This window comes from Roseomonas chloroacetimidivorans (assembly GCF_049629625.1).
In the GTDB taxonomy this organism is placed as follows: Bacteria; Pseudomonadota; Alphaproteobacteria; order Acetobacterales; family Acetobacteraceae; genus Roseomonas; species Roseomonas chloroacetimidivorans.
Map to the genome: position 1 here is coordinate 1 of NZ_JBNBZS010000023.1, position 15,003 is coordinate 15,003.

The window sequence follows — 15,003 nt, forward strand, 5'->3', positions numbered from 1 at the left end:
GCCGGCCTGCTCCCGCCCGGCAAGGCCCTGGTCATGCCCGGCGCCTCGGACCAGCCCGCGCCCGAGCAGCCGCAGCAGCCCATCGAGGAGCCGCCCGCGACTGAGCCCGATCCGGTGGAGCAGCCCAGCGAGCCCGAGACGCCGGACCAGCCTGAGCAGCCCGAGACTGAGCAGCCTGTCGGCGCTGGGGAACTGCTCGACCGGGCCGTGGCATCCCTCCAGGCCCTGCGCCCGTTCCTGACGCCCGCACCGGGCCAGCAGGACCAAACCCCGGCGGCTGGCGAGGACGACCTTCTGGCGCTGTTCGATGCCGCGACCGCAGTCGCCGAAAGGAAGCCCGACAGCAAGAACGGGAACAAGAAGGAGGTCCTCTCCTACCTGAAGCGCGGCCGCGAGCAGGCGGTGAAGATGCTTGCGGGTGACGACTGATGGACTGGCAACCGATCAGCACGGCGCCCCGAAACGGGACGCACGTCATCCTCTGCAAACGCCGGAGGACGGACGGCTCCTACGAAGTCGGCGAGGGGTTCTATGACGACTGGGCCAAGGCTTGGGCCTGGGCTGACGAGCGTATGACCCATCCGGATCTCTGGCAGCCAATGCCAGAGCCTCCGGCCGACGCGGACTTCGCAGCAATGGTGCAGGAGGCGGCGCCATGACCCCGGCCCTTCTTCTGCGCCTCACGGTCAACCCGACGCTGTCCTGGCTGGAGGAAATGGGGGTGCGGTCAGACGACCGCGCCCGCGTCATGCTGCTCGCGATTGCGCTTCAGGAGAGTGGCTGCCGGGCTCGGCGTCAGGTGCCGGTGGCGCATGCGATGGGCTTCTGGCAGTTCGAGCGCGCCGGGGGTGTGGCCGGCGTTCTCCAGCATGCCGCCAGCCGCCCCTTCGCCCTCGACGTGTGCGAGCAACTGGCGGTGGCCGCCACCCCGGAGGCGGTCCATCCGGCGCTGGAGCACAACGACGTGCTCGCCTGCGCCTTCGCCCGGCTCCTGCTCTGGACTGACCCTGCGGCGCTGCCGGGTCCCGACCAGATATCGGAATCCTGGCTGTACTACCGGCGGAACTGGCGGCCGGGTAAGCCCCGCCCTGGAGAGTGGCCCGAGAACTGGCAGGCAGCGTGCCAGACCGTGGGGACCACCTACGGGCCTGCCCTGGTCTCATGACCCCCGACCAGCGCCTCGTCTTTGCGGCCCTCACGGTCGCGGGCGTGGCCGTGACGGTGCTCGTGCTGGCGGTCGCGTGGCTGGTGCGGGGGGCGTTTTGAGGGCGCGGGGCCGGGATTTGTGTATCGCAAAAGCCCGATCGGTATACACAAACCACCTTGTGTAAGGACGGCGATACACAAAGGCGGCGTTGAAGGCGCTGGGGTGACGAAGATTCCGCGCCCTGCTTGGTGCAGCAAGCAGCCCCGATTGTAACAGCCTGGAGGCCGGTTTGCGGATTTGCGCAAGTTCGCAAGTTTAGCGCCCCGCCTGATGTTTGTCCCATTTCCCGCCCTCATCTGAGGCGGGATTTTGGGACACGCTCTACAAGGCGGCATTGAAGGAGGCGGGGGTGAGGGGGTCACGAACAGGATACTCGAGCATGCTCGAGCATTCCATTCGTTGCCCCACATAGCCCTGGCGCCGGGCGCGCGGGTGGGATGCGACATCCTTCCGACATCTCTCCGACAACTGTGAGACAAGCCGCCAGTCGGCGCCCATCGCGGGTGCTGGCTGGCGGCGTTTTGCGTCTGGCGGCTGACAAACGCAGGAACCCCCATGGAACAGAATTCCAAGCAATAGGCATTATTGTTCTGGAAAGACGAGTTAATTCAATACATTATCTAGACTAGCCATCAAGCAAGGCGGGGGCACAAGCCGGCTGCCCCTTACAGGAGCGCCTGAATGGACATGCTTTCCCTGGCGCAGGATCTGTGTGCCCGGATCTGTCACGATTTCGGCGGCCCGCTGGGGGCGCTCTCCGGAGCGCTCGACCTGGTCGGGGAGGCGCCGGAGGAGGCGCTTCCCATCGTGCGGGACGGGGCGGAAAGCCTGCGCCGGCGGTTGATGCTCTGGCGGGCTGCGGCGGGGGGCGGGGCCGGACCGCTGGGGCGGGCGGAGATGGCGGCGCTGCTGGATGGCATCTTGGCAGGCGGTCGGGCGAGGGCCGAACTGTCTGGCCTGCCTGAGGCGCCGCTGCCTGCCGCCCTGGCCCAGGCCGTGCTGGCGGCGGCCATGCTGGGGGGTGAGGCCCTGCCTCGGGGTGGAGTGGTCCATCTGGCCGGGGACGAGACGGGACTGGCGATCTGGCCGGAGGGACGCAATGCGGCCTGGCCGGCCGCCCTGGCGGCGACCCTGGCCGGGGAGGCGAGGCCCGGACCACGCGACGTGTTGGCACCGCTGCTGCTGCATCTGAGCGGCGCGGCGGGGATGCGGCTGGATCTGGCCATGGGCCGGGAAGGCACGGTGCCTGCCCTGACAATGAGGCCGCGCGCGGGCGGCTAAGGCACGGCCTGCTTTACCAAATCTTCGTCGGCCGCCGCGATGCTGCCTCCCGCAGAACGGGTGCGGGGCTCCGATGGACGACTTGATCGCCGATTTCCTGACCGAGACGGGCGAGGGACTGGCCGGGCTGGACGCCGCCCTGCTGCGGCTGGAGCGCCAGCCCGAGGATGCGCGGACGATCGGCGAGATCTTTCGGCTGATCCACACGATCAAGGGCACCTGCGGCTTCCTTGGCCTCCCCCGGCTGGAGAGGGTGGCCCATGCCGGGGAGAATGTGCTCGGCCGCTACCGCGACGGATCGCTGCCCGTCACCTCCGGTGGGGTGTCGCTGATCCTGCGTGTGGTGGACCGGGTTCGCGAAATCATGGCGGGCCTGGAGGCCACGGGGGCCGAGCCGGCCGGCGATGATTCTGCCCTGATCGCTGAACTGGATGCGGTCTTCACCGGACAGGCCGCGCCGGAGGAGGGGAGCGCGGCCCCATCCCCCTTGCCGCAGGCTCCGGCCGAAGCAACCCCACCCACTCTGGCTGAGGAGCCGGCGGCGCCGCCCGTGCCGGAGAGGGTGCCGGTGCCATCCCGGCCGGAGTGCCCAAGCGAGGCTGCGCTCACGGCGACGGCGCCCCAGTCCGGTGCCGAGCCGGCGCCAACGGCAGAGGGCGTGGCGGTGGCTCAAACATTGCGCGTGAGCGTGGATGTGCTGGAAAGCCTGATGACGCTGGTCAGCGAGCTGGTGCTGACGCGCAACCAGCTTCTCCAGCTCTCCCGCGCGCGGAACGACAGCGCCTTGTCGGGGCCGCTGCAGCGGCTGTCGCACATCACTTCCGAATTGCAGGAGGGGGTGATGAAGACGCGCATGCAGCCGATCGGCAATGCCTGGAAGGGATTGCCGCGTCTGGTCCGCGACTTGTCGCGTGAGCTGGGCAAGAAGATCGAGTTGGATATGCGCGGCGCCGAGACGGAGCTGGACCGGCAAGTGCTGGAGCTAATCCGCGATCCGCTGACCCACATGGTCCGTAATTCCGGCGACCATGGGCTGGAATCTCCGGCCGAGCGCCGCGCCGCGGGAAAGCCGGAGGTCGGGACCATCACGCTGAACGCCTATCACGAAGGCGGGCACATCATCATCGAGGTGGGCGATGACGGGCGCGGGCTGGCGGTGGAGAAGATCCGCGCCAAGGCTCTGTCTCAAGGCTTGGCCACGGAACAGGAACTGGCAGGAATGGGAGAGCGCGACATCCAGCGCTTCATCTTCCGCGCGGGCTTCTCCACGGCCGCCGCCATCACCTCTGTTTCCGGCCGCGGTGTCGGAATGGATGTGGTGAAAACGAATGTCGAGAAGATCGGCGGCACGATCGACCTGCGATCGCGCGAGGGAAGGGGCACGACCTTCCTCATCAAGATCCCCCTGACACTGGCCATTGTCTCCGCGCTGATCGTGGAGGCGGGCGGGGAACGCTTCGCCATTCCGCAGATCGGTGTGGTGGAGCTGGTGCGGGCTGGCGATGGCGTGGCGCATATCAAGGACGCGCCGGTGCTGCGGCTGCGCGACCGTTTGCTGCCGCTCGTCTCGCTGTCACGCAGCCTGCGGCTGGATGAGCGGCCGGAGGTGGAACATGGCGGCTTCGTCGTCGTCACCCAGGTCGGCCAGAACCTGTTCGGCATCATCGTGGACCGCGTCTTCGACACGGAGGAGATCGTGGTGAAGCCGGTGGCGCCGATCCTGCGCCATGTAACCATGTTCAGCGGGAACACGATTCTCGGCGACGGGTCGGTCATCATGATCCTGGATCCGAACGGCATCGCGCGCGCGACCGGCGTCGGCGCTGAAGGCGTGGGCGCGGTTGGCGCGCAGGAAGAGGCGCGGCGCGGGATCGCGGTGGCCAGCTCGGCTTCGGCCGAACGAATGTCGCTGCTGCTGTTCCGTGCAGGGGACGGAGCGCCGCGCGCGGTGCCGCTCGGGCTGGTGGCTCGGCTGGAGGACTTGCCCGGCGACCGGATCGAGATCTCCCATGGGCGTCCCGTCGTGCAGTATCGCGGCGCGCTGATGCCACTCGTTCCGATGGCTGAGGGCTGGACGACGCCACCCGCCGGCGGGCGTCAGGCCGTGCTGGTCTTCAATGATGGCGGGCGCGCCATGGGACTGGCGGTCGATGAAATCCTCGACGTGGTCGAGGAGAGGCTGAAGATCGAGAGCGGGCAGGACCGGCCGGGCTATCTCGGCACGGCGGTGATCGCCGGGCGCGCGACAGAGGTGATCGATTGCGCCTGGTGGCTGCGCCAGGCCGGGGAGGGATGGTTTGGCGGGCGCCGTGAGGCGGCGCATCGCGCCCGGTTGCTGGTGGTGGAGGACAGCGCCTTCTTCCGCAATATGCTGGTGCCCGTGCTGGGGGCTGCCGGATATGAGGTGGTGGCGGCGGGAAACGGCGCGCAGGCCCTGAAGCTGCGTGAGGCCGGTGAAGTCTTCGATGCCGTGATCTCCGATATCGAAATGCCGGATCTGGATGGGCTGGGGCTGGCGCGCGCGGCGCGCGATGGCGGGCCCTGGCAGGCAACGCCGCTGATCGCCCTGACCTCCCGGGCGGAGCTGGAGGCGGAGCGCCGCGGGCGGGAGGCGGGCTTCGACGATTATGTGCCGAAATTCGACCGGGACGCGCTGCTGGACGCGCTGCGTGCGCGGCTGGCCACCAGCCGGGCCCAGGCCGGCCAGAACTGAGGAGGATGCGATGACAACCGAACTTGCTCCGGCCCGGCGTCCTGTCTCCACGGAGCATGGGGTGCTGACCCTGACAGTGGCGGGACAACTTTGCGGCGTGCCCGTGCTGTCGGTGCGCGACATCCTGGGGCCGCAAACCATTACGCCCATTCCCTTGGCCCCGCCGGAGGTGGCGGGCGGGCTGAACTTGCGCGGTCGGATCGTGACGGCGGTGGATCTGCGCCGCCGGTTGGGCCTGCCCGCGCGTGGGGCCGGTGTCCTGCCGCCGATGAGCGTTGTGGTGGAGGTTGGCGGCGAGCTTTACGCGCTGCTGGCGGATTCCGTCGGTGATGTGCTGGCCCTGCCGGAGGCAAGTCTCGCGCCCAATCCGCCGACACTTGATGCGCTGTGGCGAGATGTCTGCGCTGGCATCCACCAGGATGTGCCGGGCAGCGCGGGCGAGGGCGGCGTCACGCGCCTGCTCATCATGCTGGACGTCGAGCGCGTCCTGGATATCGGCTAGGGGGAGGCGAGGGGATGCCCGACTGCCTGGTGGTGGATGATAGCCGCACCGTGCGCCGCGCCGCGCGGCGGATGCTGGAGGCGAAGGGCTTCTCTGTGCGTGAGGCCGAGGACGGGCAGCAGGCGCTTGAGGCATGCCGCGCAGCGCCGCCGGATCTGGTGCTGCTCGACTGGAACATGCCCGTGATGGACGGCATCACCTTTCTGCGCCTGGCACGGACGGAGTTCGGGCCGGATCACCCGAAGATCATGCTCTGCACCACCGAAAGCGACTTTTCCCGCATCGTGGAGGCGCTGGAACTCGGTGCGCAGGAATACATCATGAAGCCCTTTGACGAGGATATCCTTGCCGGGAAGCTGATTGTGCTGGGGCTGCTGCCCGACGAGGACGCGTGAGCGGCGCCTCGCCGGGCGCGCGGCCCGTGCGCGTGATGCTTTGCGACGACAGCGTGACGGTGCGTGGCGTGCTCGCCCGCTTGCTGGGCGCCGATCCCGAGATCGAGGTGGTGGCGCGCGTGGGCGATGGGCGACAGGCGCTGAACGCGCTGCCGGCCGCGAGACCCGACGTGGTGCTGCTGGATCTCGAGATGCCGGTGATGGACGGGATGACGGCGCTGCCGCTGTTGCTGCGCGCCGAACCGCGGCCCGTCGTCATCGTGGCCAGCGCGCTGACGCAGCGTGGTGCGGCGGCGGCCATGGCGGCGCTGCGGGCCGGGGCCTCGGATTATATCCCAAAGCCAGGGGCAGGCGGGGGCGGGGCGATGGACCCGGTCTTCCGGGCGGAACTGCTGGAAAAGGTGAAGGGTTGGGCGCGGATGCGCCGCGCACCGGTCACGCGCCCTATGCCGCGGCCGCATATCGCGGCGCCCGTGCCGGTGGCCCTCCAGTTGCCACCGGATCTCGTGGCGGTGGGATCCTCCACGGGCGGGCCGCAGGCCTTGGCGACCTTCCTGCGCGCCCTGACGCCCGTGCCCGCCGTGCCGCTGGTGATCGTGCAGCACATGCCGGCGGGGTTCACCACCATGCTGGCCGACCACCTGAACCGGGTCGGGGCGCTGCGCGTGTCCGAGGCTGTGGATGGTGAGGTGCTGCGCCCCGGCCATGCCTACCTGGCCCCTGGCGACCGCCATCTGCTGGTGGAGCGTGGAACCTCCGGGCTGGTGGCGCGGCTACGGGATGATCCGCCGGAGCATTTCTGCCGCCCGGCGGTGGACCCGATGCTGCGCAGCGCCCAGGGCGCCTGCAATGGGCGGGTGCTGGCCGTGATCCTGACCGGCATGGGGCAGGATGGGCTGGCAGGTTGCCGGGAGCTGGCTGGCGCCGGCGGGTTGGTGTTGGCGCAGGACGAGGCGTCCTCGGTGGTTTGGGGCATGCCGGGGGCGGTAGCCCGGGCCGGGCTGGCGCGGGAAGTGCTGCCGCCGGACCGGCTGGCGGCCCGGGTGGCAGCGATGGCGGCAGGACCGGGGAGGATGGCGTCGTGATCGCAACAGCCTTCGACACGATTGCGGGGCTCGTTCGCGCCCGGTCCGGCATCGTGCTGGGTGCGGACAAGTCCTACATGTTGGACACGCGTCTGGGCGGGCTGATGCGGGAGAATGGCTTGGCCGGGCTGGACGCGTTGGCCGCGCGGCTGCGCGCCCCGGGAAGCGAACGGCTGGCCGCCGCCGTGACCGAGGCCCTGACAACGAATGAGTCTTTCTTCTTCCGCGACGGCAAGCCCTTCGAGCATCTGCGCCGCATGCTGCCCCGGATTGCCGCCACGCGCGCGGCGACACAGCGCCTGCGCGTGTTGTCCGCTGCCTGCTCGACCGGGCAGGAAGCCTATTCGGTGGCAATGGTAGCGGAAGGACTGGGGCTGTCATCCCGGCTGGAGGTGCTGGGTACCGATCTGAGCAGCGAGGTGGTGCGCCGCGCGCGGGAGGGGGTTTATTCCCAGTTTGAGGTACAGCGCGGCCTGCCTGTGCAGATGCTGGTGAAGCATTTCCGGCAGGAAGGCGGGCAGTGGCGCATCTCTTCGGCCTTGCGCGCCATGGCACGCTTCGAAACCGGAAACCTGCTGGGCGACCTGAGGCCGCTCGGCACGTTCGACGTGATTTTCTGCCGCAACGTGCTGATCTATTTTGATGCACCAACCAAAACGCGGGTTCTCTCGGCCCTCGCGGACAGGCTCGCGCCCGACGGCGTGCTGTATCTTGGCGGCGCGGAAACGGTGCTGGGCCTTAGCGATCGCTTCATCGCGATTGAGGGGGAGCGGGGCGTCTATGCGCCGGCCCGGCGAGTGGCTCTGGCCGGGTAGCTGACACGTCGGAGTGCCTGCGGGGGGATCCATGTCGGCCGCCAGGGCCGTTGAGCCGCATCTGCCTGGCTCAGGAACAGGACTGGGCCATCAGACCGATCTGCTCCATCCCTGCAACGAGGGGGTGGCTCGCCGGGCGTTCGTCGGCGAGCCGCTCCACTTCTCGTGCCAGGGCGCTAGGCGACCGCCATTGCGCTGAGATCCTTAAACTCCTGCGGTCCGCTCGTGCGGATGGTGCCCTGCGCGGGATCGCGCAGCACATAGCCACGTCCCCAGACCGTACCGATCAGCTCTTCACATCCGGCTTGGTGCAGCTTCTTCCGGAGCTTGCAGACGAAAACGTCGATGATCTTCACCTCCGGCTCGTCCATCCCGCCATAAAGGTGGTTCAGGAAAGCTTCCTTGGTCATCACCATGCCCTTGCGCAGCGTCAGCAACTCAAGGATCGCGTATTCCTTGCCGGTGAGGTGGACGGGGCGTCCGGCGACGCTGGCCTCCCGCGCGCCGAGGTCGAGGGTAAGGCGGCCGACGGTGATGCTGGGCTGGGCGAAGCCCTTGGCCCGGCGGACGATGGCCTGGATGCGGGCGATCAGTTCCTGCCCGTCGAAAGGCTTCATAATGAAGTCATCAGCGCCCAGGCCGAAGCCCTTCACCTTTGCCCCCGGGCGCGACAGGCCGGAAAGGATCAGCACGGGGGTCGTGCAGCGTGCGGCCCGCAGCCGCCGCACGACCTCATAGCCCTCCATATCCGGAAGCATGAGATCGAGCACCACGATGTCGTAGTCGTAGAGGCGCGCAAGCTCCAACGCTTCCTCTCCGGTGTCGGCGCTCTCAACGATCATCCCTTGGCTCTTGAGCATGAGAGTGACGCCCCGGGCGGTGGTCAGATCGTCTTCGACCAGAAGGACACGCATTGATTGTTCCTCTCTCGTTCCTGACAAAGTAGGACAACTTTTGCGCGAGTAAGGAAAGGGGTTTTTCACATCTGGGTTGTATAAAGAATTGGAACTCAGGATCAAAAATGATGCGCGTCCAGACGCGATTCTCTGATCGGATGAAGGATTTGTCCGGAAATTTCAGGAATTTAGCCGCGATTTCGGGGTACGGCCGGGTGCGTGGCGTGAGTGGGCTGGCACTGGAAGTGGTAGGCCTGCACCCCGCTCCTGCAGTCGGAAACAGTATCAAAATTGTAAATATGTTACGTGAATCTATACACGCTCAGGTTGTGGCGGTGGGCGGGGGCAGCGCGACCGCTATGGGCCGCGACGGACTCGACGGCTTTTCGGCTGGGGCACGGGTGGAAGATGCAGGGCCCGTTCTCCTGCACCCCGCCGAGGCTTGGCTGGGCCGGGTGCTCGACCCGATGGGCCATGCTCTGGACGGACGTGGCGCCGTACCCCGCGGTCCTGTTGCCCGCCCGCTGCGCGCGGCCCCCCCTGCGGCAGGCACGCGGGCTCGGCTAGGGCCGCGAATCGATCTCGGCGTGCGGGCTCTGGATGCTTTCGCCACCTGCCGGCGCGGGCAGCGCCTCGGGCTTTTCGCGGCCTCGGGCGTGGGAAAGTCCAGCCTGATGTCCATGCTGGCGCGTCACGCGGATTGCGATGTGGCGGTGATCGGGCTGGTTGGGGAACGTGGGCGGGAGCTGCGCGAATTCATCGAGGACGATCTCGGGCCCGCGGGACTCGCGCGCAGCGTGGTCATCTGTGCGACATCCGATTCGGCGCCACTCATGCGGCGGGACGCGGCGCTGGCCGCCATGACCGTCGCCGAACATTTCCGAGACCAGGGGAAGCGCGTGCTGTTGATGATGGACAGCGTGACCCGCTTCGCCATGGCACTGCGGGAGATCGGTCTTTCCGCGGGGGAGCCGCCGGCCACGCGCGGCTTCCCCCCCAGCGTCTTCGCCGAGCTGCCACGGCTGCTGGAGCGCGCGGGGCCAGGGGCGGAGGGCTGTGCGGGCTCGATCACCGGGCTCTTCACCGTGCTGGTGGAGGGAGATGACCATGACGAGCCGGTGGCCGATGCGGTGCGCGGTATCCTGGACGGGCATGTCGTGCTGGACCGCCGCATCGGGGAAGGCGGGCGCTACCCGGCGGTAGATGTGCTCCGTAGCCTGTCCCGCACCGTGCCAGGCTGCCTGGAACCGGCGGAGCGGGCGATCCTGGCGCGCGCGCGGCGCATCCTGGCGCTGCACCGGGACATGGCGGACATGGTGCGGCTGGGTGCCTACCGCGCCGGTAGCGACCCGGCGCTGGACGAGGCTGTGCGGCTGGCGCCATTGATCGAGGACGTGCTGCGCCAGGGCAAGGAGGAGGCGGGGAGCGTGGCGGGCGCCTTCGCCGCACTGTCCCTGGCAATGGGGCCGGCGGCGTGAGACGGGATCCGCTGGAGGTGCTGGCACGGCTGCGCGGCGCGGAGGTGATGCTGGCCCGGCGCGACCTAGCGGAAGCGACCGCTGCGCGTGAGATGGCCGAGGCGCGGGCCCAGGACGCCGCCGCGGCGCTGGTGGAGGAAGGGCGGCAGGGTGGACCGGCCTATGCCGCTTGGTTGCCTCGTGGAATCAACCAGCGTGACAAGGCGACCGAGGCCGCACGGCAGGCGGAAGGGCGCGTGACACAGGCCGCCGCCGCCCTGGCCGCGACGCGCGCGGCGGAGCGGGCCGTGGAGCGGCTGGCGGAAGTCCACGCCGCTGAGGCCCGAAGGGAAGCCCAACGCGCCGAGCAGCGCATGCTGGACGAGGCGGGAGCGAGAACGGCGTGCCGCGGTGGTGTGGCGGCCAGCTAAAGATCAGCCGGTCCACTCCCGGTCCTCTGGCGTGCTTCCGCCTGGGGGAAGCGGTTCGGCCTGCATGGCGGCATCCAGCAGGGTGGGCGCCTGCTCGATGGCCGTAAAGAGTTCAGCATAGTCGCGGATCACGAAGTAGACGGGCTGCAAATCGTCGATTCGATAGGTGCTGCGCAGAACACGCGCCATGTCGAAGCGCAGGCGTTTCGGCGCGGCGGAGAGCGCGTGCAGCGTTTCCGTGCGGGAAGAGAGGATGCCGGCGCCATAGGCGCGGAGCCCGTCATGCTCGGCAATCAGGCCAAACTCCACCATGAACCAGTAGAAGCGGGCGAGCGGCGCAAGCTGGCCACGCCTTTCCGCGCGCAGGCCGAGACGGCCATAGGCTTCAAGGAAATCGGCGTAGTCGGGCTGGGTCAGCAGCGGCACATGGCCGAGGAAGTCGTGAAAGATGTCGGGCTCGACGATGTAGTCCAGCTCCTCCGGACGGCGGATCCATTCCGTAACGGGAAAGCGGCGCTTCGCGAGCAGGGCGAAAAACTGGGCGTCCGGCAGCAGGCCGGGGCAGGGGACAAGGCTCCAACCCGTCGCGGCACGGAGGATGGCGGAGGCGGATTGCAGGCTCGGCACGGCCTCGTTGCAGCCTAGTCGGTCCAGCCCTTCGAGCCAGGCCGAGGCGGCGCGGCCCGGAAAGATGGTGCGCTGGCGGGTGACAAGGGTGCGCCAGGTCGCGTGGTCGGCCTCGGAGCGTGTGACCGTGCCTTCGGGCAGGGTGCCGTCGGGCAAGGCACGGTGATAATCGCCGCGCAGGCCGCTGGGCAGGGTGGCGGTGCCAATGACGCCCGTCGGCTGGATGGTGCCTTCCATGACTTCGCCTCCCATGTTCGTTGCAGGAGAGGATAGCCTCGTCCCGACGGTGAGAATCGGCGAAATGCGGCATTCTGTATGCTGCAATGAGTGAGAATCTCCGAAATCGAGGAGAAAAATGGTGAGAAACACTCCTGCCCTTGATGTGACCGACCGTCGCATCCTGCGTGCGCTGCAGCGGGACGGCAGACTGCCGGTGGTATCATTGGCCGAGCAGGTCGGGCTTTCCGCCACGCCCTGCCAACGCCGGCTGCGGCGGCTGGAGGAGGAGGGCGTGATCGCCCGTTACGCCGCGGTACTGGACCCGGCACGGGTGGGGTTGCCCTTGCAGGCCTTCGTCCTGGTCGCCCTTTCCAGCCATGCGGAGGAGGTGGTGGAGGGCTTCCAGAAGGCGCTTTCGGCCAGGCCGGAGGTCCTGGCGGCCTATGCCATGAGCGGCGAGATGGACTACCTGCTGCATGTGCTGGCGGCCGACTTCGAGGCCTATGCCGAATTCGCCATGAAGGCGCTGCTGCGGATGCCAGGGGTAAAGGAAACGAAATCCTCCTTCGTCTTGACCGCCCTCAAGCCGCCGGGAGAGGTTCCCGTCTGAACACGGAAACGCCTCATGAATAGCGTCGCGCGCCATATCCTTGATCTGTCGCGGCGCGGGCTGCTGCGCGGCGGCACCGCCATGGCGGCCCTGGCCGCGATCCGGCCAGCCTTCGCGCAGAATGTCGCGCCCATGCCGGTCTTTCAGTCCGATCCCTTTCCGCTGGGGGTCGCCTCGGGCGATCCCTGGCCAGATGGGGTGGTCATCTGGACCCGGCTTTCGCAGGACCCGCTCGGCGATGGAGGGCTGCCGCCGGCGCCGCTGGAGTTGCGATGGGAGGTGGCAGAAGATGAGGGCTTCAGCCGCGTCGCCACGCGCGGCACGGCGATCGCGCGGCCGGAGCAGGACCATTCACTGCGCGTGGAGGTGACGGGGCTGCGCCCGGCCGCCACCTATTTCTATCGCTTTATCGCGGGCGGCGTGGCCAGCCCGGTGGGACGCACGCGCACGGCGCCGGCGAAGAATACGCGCCCGGAGCGGCTGCGCTTCGTGAGCGCGGGATGCCAGCATTACGAGCAGGGGCTTTTCACCTGTTGGCGGCATGTTGCGGCGGAGGCTGATCTCGACTTCGTCTTCCATTACGGCGATTACATCTATGAGGGCCGCGCGAGCGGGGAACGCAGCGGCAATTTTCCGGCGATCCGGCATCACAATTCGCCGGCCGTGGAAACTCTGGAAGCGTATCGGCGACGCTACGCGCTCTACCAACTCGATCCCGATCTGCGCGCCGCCCATCACGCGCATCCCTTCATCATGTCCTTCGACGATCATGAGGTGGACAACAACTGGGCCGCTGCGGTGGCCGGACACTCGGGAGTTGCGCCGGAGGTTTTCGCACTGCGCAAGGCGGCCGCCTTCCAGGCCTGGTACGAGGCAATGCCGCTGCGTCGCGCGCAGATCCCGAACGGGCCGGATATCGTGGCGTATCGCGGCGTCGATTGGGGTACGCTCGCCTCCATCTCCGTGCTCGATACACGTAGCTTCCGCGATGACCAGCCTTGCGGCGACTTCGTAAAACCGGTTTGCGAGGCCGCGCTGAACCCAGCGGCGCATGTGCTGGGGCCGGCGCAGGAGGGCTGGCTGTTCGGGCGGCTGGCAGGGGCGGAGGCGGTGTGGAACATTCTCGCGCAGCAGGTGGTGATGATGCGGCGCGATGTTGGCGGGCTGAACGGCGATGACACGCCGCGCTACGACATGGACAAATGGGATGCCTATCCCGCGGCACGCACGCGGCTGCTGAACCATGTACGGCGGGCGCGCGTGCAGAACCTGACGGTGCTGACGGGCGATGTGCACACGGCCTGGGCCGGCACGCTGCGCCCGGACTACGACCGGGAGGGCCCGGCGGTTGGGGTGGAGTTCGTGGCCTCCTCCATGTCCTCGGCGGGCGATGGCGCGGAGATGTCAGCGACCGGCCGGCGGGCGCTGGACCGCAACCCGCATATCGCCTTCTTCAACGGCCGGCGCGGCTATACCCTGCACGAAGCCGATGCGCGGGAGATGCAGACGCGTTTCCGCGCCGTGCCCTATGTCTCCCGTCCCGGTGCGCCGGTCGAGGACAAGGCGTGTTTCGTCGTTGAGGCCGGGCGGGCGGCGCTGCTGCGCGCCTGAGGCTCGGCTGCTGAGGCCGCATCACCATGGACCCACTGCCGACCTCGTCCTAGCCTCCTTGCCAACAAGGCATGGAGGAACATGTGGCCAGGATCGGCTTCGTAGGGTTGGGCAATATGGGTGCCCCCATGGCCCGCAACTTGGTGAAGGCGGGGCATGAGGTCGGGGTCTTCGACCTTTCCGCCGTCGCGATGGCGCGTGTTGAAGGTGCCCGTCCAGCAGCATCCAGCGCCGAGGCCGCAGCGGGGGCAGAGTTCGTTATCACCATGCTGCCCGCCGGGCCGCATGTGCGGGATGCCTGGCTTGGCGCAGGTGGAATGGCGGCGGCATCGGCGCCGGATGCGGTGCTGCTGGATTGCTCTACCATCGACGTCGCGACGGCGCGTGAGGTGGCGGCGGCATGCGGGCGGCCCTTCCTTGACGCGCCGGTCTCAGGCGGGGTGATGGGGGCCGAAGCCGGAACCCTCACCTTCATGGTCGGTGGCCCGGAGGACGCCTTCGCCCGCGCCGAGCCGATTCTGCGCGCCATGGGCCGCACCATCGTCCATTGCGGCGGGGCGGGCGCGGGGCAGGCGGCCAAGGCCTGCAACAACATGCTGCTGGCCATCAGCATGATCGGCACCTGCGAGGCCTTCGTGCTGGCGGAGAAGCTTGGCCTGTCGCACGAGGCGCTGTTCGAGGTGGCGTCGAAATCCTCGGGCCAGTGCTGGTCCCTGACCACTTACTGCCCCGTGCCCGGGCCGGTGCCGGGCAGCCCGGCCAACCGGGACTACGCGCCGGGCTTTGCCGCCGCGTTGATGATGAAGGATGTCGGCCTGGCCCAACAGGCGGCACAGCAAACCGGCGCCGCTACACCCATGGGTGCGCGGGCGCTGGAATTGTATTGCCGCTTCGTGGAGGAAGGCGGGGCGGAGAGTGATTTCTCCGGCATTATCCGCATGCTCCGATCGCTTCCGCCGTCCGCATCGGCCTGAGCCGACGCACGATCCACAGAAGCGGGACGCCGGGAACAGGCGGCTCCTCTGGCGGAGAGGGGCTGCCACGGCCCCAAGACGCAAAAAAGCTACTTTGACTCAAAAAGGTCAAGGCGCCGTGGTGAGTGCACAATTTTGTGAGTATGTTGATCCCATGCGGCCCTTGTCCTTCTAGGAAAG

Annotated in this window: 15 protein-coding genes and 1 pseudogene; 14 read left to right on the forward strand and 2 right to left on the reverse strand. The window is 68.3% G+C overall.

Annotated elements, in window-relative coordinates; translation table 11 throughout:
* From ACO1BU_RS17880 to ACO1BU_RS17920, 9 genes and pseudogenes are all read left to right on the forward strand, one after another.
* A pseudogene (locus ACO1BU_RS17880) lies at nucleotides 1-429 on the forward strand (hypothetical protein); the annotation flags it as partial.
* Nucleotides 429-659 carry a hypothetical protein gene (locus tag ACO1BU_RS17885; protein WP_424137329.1) on the forward strand — a complete coding sequence of 77 codons (231 nt, stop codon included), beginning with the start codon at nucleotides 429-431 and terminating at the stop codon, nucleotides 657-659. The pseudogene ACO1BU_RS17880 and the gene ACO1BU_RS17885, both read left to right, overlap by 1 nt.
* Nucleotides 656-1,165 carry a hypothetical protein gene (locus tag ACO1BU_RS17890; RefSeq protein ID WP_424137330.1) on the forward strand — a complete coding sequence of 170 codons (510 nt, stop codon included), beginning with the start codon at nucleotides 656-658 and terminating at the stop codon, nucleotides 1,163-1,165. The genes ACO1BU_RS17885 and ACO1BU_RS17890 overlap by 4 nt, the downstream gene beginning before the upstream one ends.
* Nucleotides 1,166-1,888: 723 nt before the next feature.
* A complete protein-coding gene (locus tag ACO1BU_RS17895) occupies nucleotides 1,889-2,488 on the forward strand; it encodes a histidine phosphotransferase family protein (protein WP_424137331.1) in 600 nt (199 codons plus the stop codon).
* A 73-nt stretch (nucleotides 2,489-2,561) separates the two neighbouring features.
* A complete protein-coding gene (locus tag ACO1BU_RS17900) occupies nucleotides 2,562-5,201 on the forward strand; it encodes a hybrid sensor histidine kinase/response regulator (protein ID WP_424137332.1) in 2,640 nt (879 codons plus the stop codon).
* A 10-nt stretch (nucleotides 5,202-5,211) separates the two neighbouring features.
* Nucleotides 5,212-5,703 (forward strand): chemotaxis protein CheW, encoded by a 492-nt coding sequence (locus tag ACO1BU_RS17905; RefSeq protein ID WP_424137333.1) that lies wholly within the window; start codon nucleotides 5,212-5,214, stop codon nucleotides 5,701-5,703.
* A 14-nt stretch (nucleotides 5,704-5,717) separates the two neighbouring features.
* Nucleotides 5,718-6,098, forward strand: a complete 381-nt coding sequence (locus ACO1BU_RS17910; protein ID WP_424137334.1) for a response regulator — start codon at nucleotides 5,718-5,720, stop codon at nucleotides 6,096-6,098.
* Nucleotides 6,095-7,183 (forward strand): chemotaxis-specific protein-glutamate methyltransferase CheB, encoded by a 1,089-nt coding sequence (gene cheB / locus ACO1BU_RS17915; protein WP_424137335.1) that lies wholly within the window; start codon nucleotides 6,095-6,097, stop codon nucleotides 7,181-7,183. Before ACO1BU_RS17910 ends, cheB begins: the two co-directional genes overlap by 4 nt.
* Complete coding sequence (locus tag ACO1BU_RS17920) at nucleotides 7,180-7,998, forward strand: CheR family methyltransferase (RefSeq protein WP_424137336.1); 819 nt, start codon at nucleotides 7,180-7,182, stop codon at nucleotides 7,996-7,998. The genes cheB and ACO1BU_RS17920 overlap by 4 nt, the downstream gene beginning before the upstream one ends.
* A 176-nt stretch (nucleotides 7,999-8,174) precedes the next feature.
* Here ACO1BU_RS17920 and ctrA read toward each other — a convergent pair whose 3' ends face one another.
* The gene (gene ctrA, locus ACO1BU_RS17925) at nucleotides 8,175-8,912 is read right to left on the reverse strand and encodes a response regulator transcription factor CtrA (protein WP_424137337.1); all 738 of its coding nucleotides are present in this window, start codon (nucleotides 8,910-8,912) and stop codon (nucleotides 8,175-8,177) included.
* A gap of 140 nt (nucleotides 8,913-9,052) precedes the next feature.
* Between ctrA and ACO1BU_RS17930 the strand changes: the two genes are divergently transcribed.
* On the forward strand, nucleotides 9,053-10,372 hold the full coding sequence (locus ACO1BU_RS17930) for a FliI/YscN family ATPase (RefSeq protein WP_424137338.1): 1,320 nt from the start codon (nucleotides 9,053-9,055) through the stop codon (nucleotides 10,370-10,372).
* The gene (locus tag ACO1BU_RS17935; RefSeq protein ID WP_424137339.1) at nucleotides 10,369-10,782 is read left to right on the forward strand and encodes a flagellar FliJ family protein; all 414 of its coding nucleotides are present in this window, start codon (nucleotides 10,369-10,371) and stop codon (nucleotides 10,780-10,782) included. Before ACO1BU_RS17930 ends, ACO1BU_RS17935 begins: the two co-directional genes overlap by 4 nt.
* Nucleotides 10,783-10,785: 3 nt before the next feature.
* On the opposite strand, the gene phhA is transcribed toward ACO1BU_RS17935, so the two are convergent.
* Nucleotides 10,786-11,646 carry a phenylalanine 4-monooxygenase gene (gene phhA / locus ACO1BU_RS17940; protein ID WP_424137340.1) on the reverse strand — a complete coding sequence of 287 codons (861 nt, stop codon included), beginning with the start codon at nucleotides 11,644-11,646 and terminating at the stop codon, nucleotides 10,786-10,788.
* 121 nt (nucleotides 11,647-11,767) lie between these two features.
* Between phhA and ACO1BU_RS17945 the strand changes: the two genes are divergently transcribed.
* From ACO1BU_RS17945 to mmsB, 3 genes are all read left to right on the forward strand, one after another.
* The gene (locus tag ACO1BU_RS17945) at nucleotides 11,768-12,238 is read left to right on the forward strand and encodes an Lrp/AsnC family transcriptional regulator (RefSeq protein ID WP_424137341.1); all 471 of its coding nucleotides are present in this window, start codon (nucleotides 11,768-11,770) and stop codon (nucleotides 12,236-12,238) included.
* A 15-nt stretch (nucleotides 12,239-12,253) separates the two neighbouring features.
* On the forward strand, nucleotides 12,254-13,849 hold the full coding sequence (locus ACO1BU_RS17950) for an alkaline phosphatase D family protein (RefSeq protein ID WP_424137342.1): 1,596 nt from the start codon (nucleotides 12,254-12,256) through the stop codon (nucleotides 13,847-13,849).
* An 83-nt stretch (nucleotides 13,850-13,932) separates the two neighbouring features.
* Complete coding sequence (gene mmsB, locus ACO1BU_RS17955) at nucleotides 13,933-14,823, forward strand: 3-hydroxyisobutyrate dehydrogenase (RefSeq protein WP_424137343.1); 891 nt, start codon at nucleotides 13,933-13,935, stop codon at nucleotides 14,821-14,823.
* Nucleotides 14,824-15,003 lie beyond the last annotated feature (180 nt).

Bases quoted from the DNA above. Each gene is read 5' to 3' on its own strand.
- ACO1BU_RS17885 (WP_424137329.1), top strand. From the start codon at position 429: ATGGACTGGCAACCGATCAGCACGGCGCCCCGAAACGGGACGCACGTC.
- ACO1BU_RS17890 (WP_424137330.1), top strand. From the start codon at position 656: ATGACCCCGGCCCTTCTTCTGCGCCTCACGGTCAACCCGACGCTGTCC.
- ACO1BU_RS17895 (WP_424137331.1), top strand. From the start codon at position 1,889: ATGGACATGCTTTCCCTGGCGCAGGATCTGTGTGCCCGGATCTGTCAC.
- ACO1BU_RS17900 (WP_424137332.1), top strand. From the start codon at position 2,562: ATGGACGACTTGATCGCCGATTTCCTGACCGAGACGGGCGAGGGACTG.
- ACO1BU_RS17905 (WP_424137333.1), top strand. From the start codon at position 5,212: ATGACAACCGAACTTGCTCCGGCCCGGCGTCCTGTCTCCACGGAGCAT.
- ACO1BU_RS17910 (WP_424137334.1), top strand. From the start codon at position 5,718: ATGCCCGACTGCCTGGTGGTGGATGATAGCCGCACCGTGCGCCGCGCC.
- ctrA (WP_424137337.1), bottom strand. From the start codon at position 8,912: ATGCGTGTCCTTCTGGTCGAAGACGATCTGACCACCGCCCGGGGCGTC.
- ACO1BU_RS17930 (WP_424137338.1), top strand. From the start codon at position 9,053: ATGAAGGATTTGTCCGGAAATTTCAGGAATTTAGCCGCGATTTCGGGG.
- phhA (WP_424137340.1), bottom strand. From the start codon at position 11,646: ATGGAAGGCACCATCCAGCCGACGGGCGTCATTGGCACCGCCACCCTG.
- ACO1BU_RS17950 (WP_424137342.1), top strand. From the start codon at position 12,254: ATGAATAGCGTCGCGCGCCATATCCTTGATCTGTCGCGGCGCGGGCTG.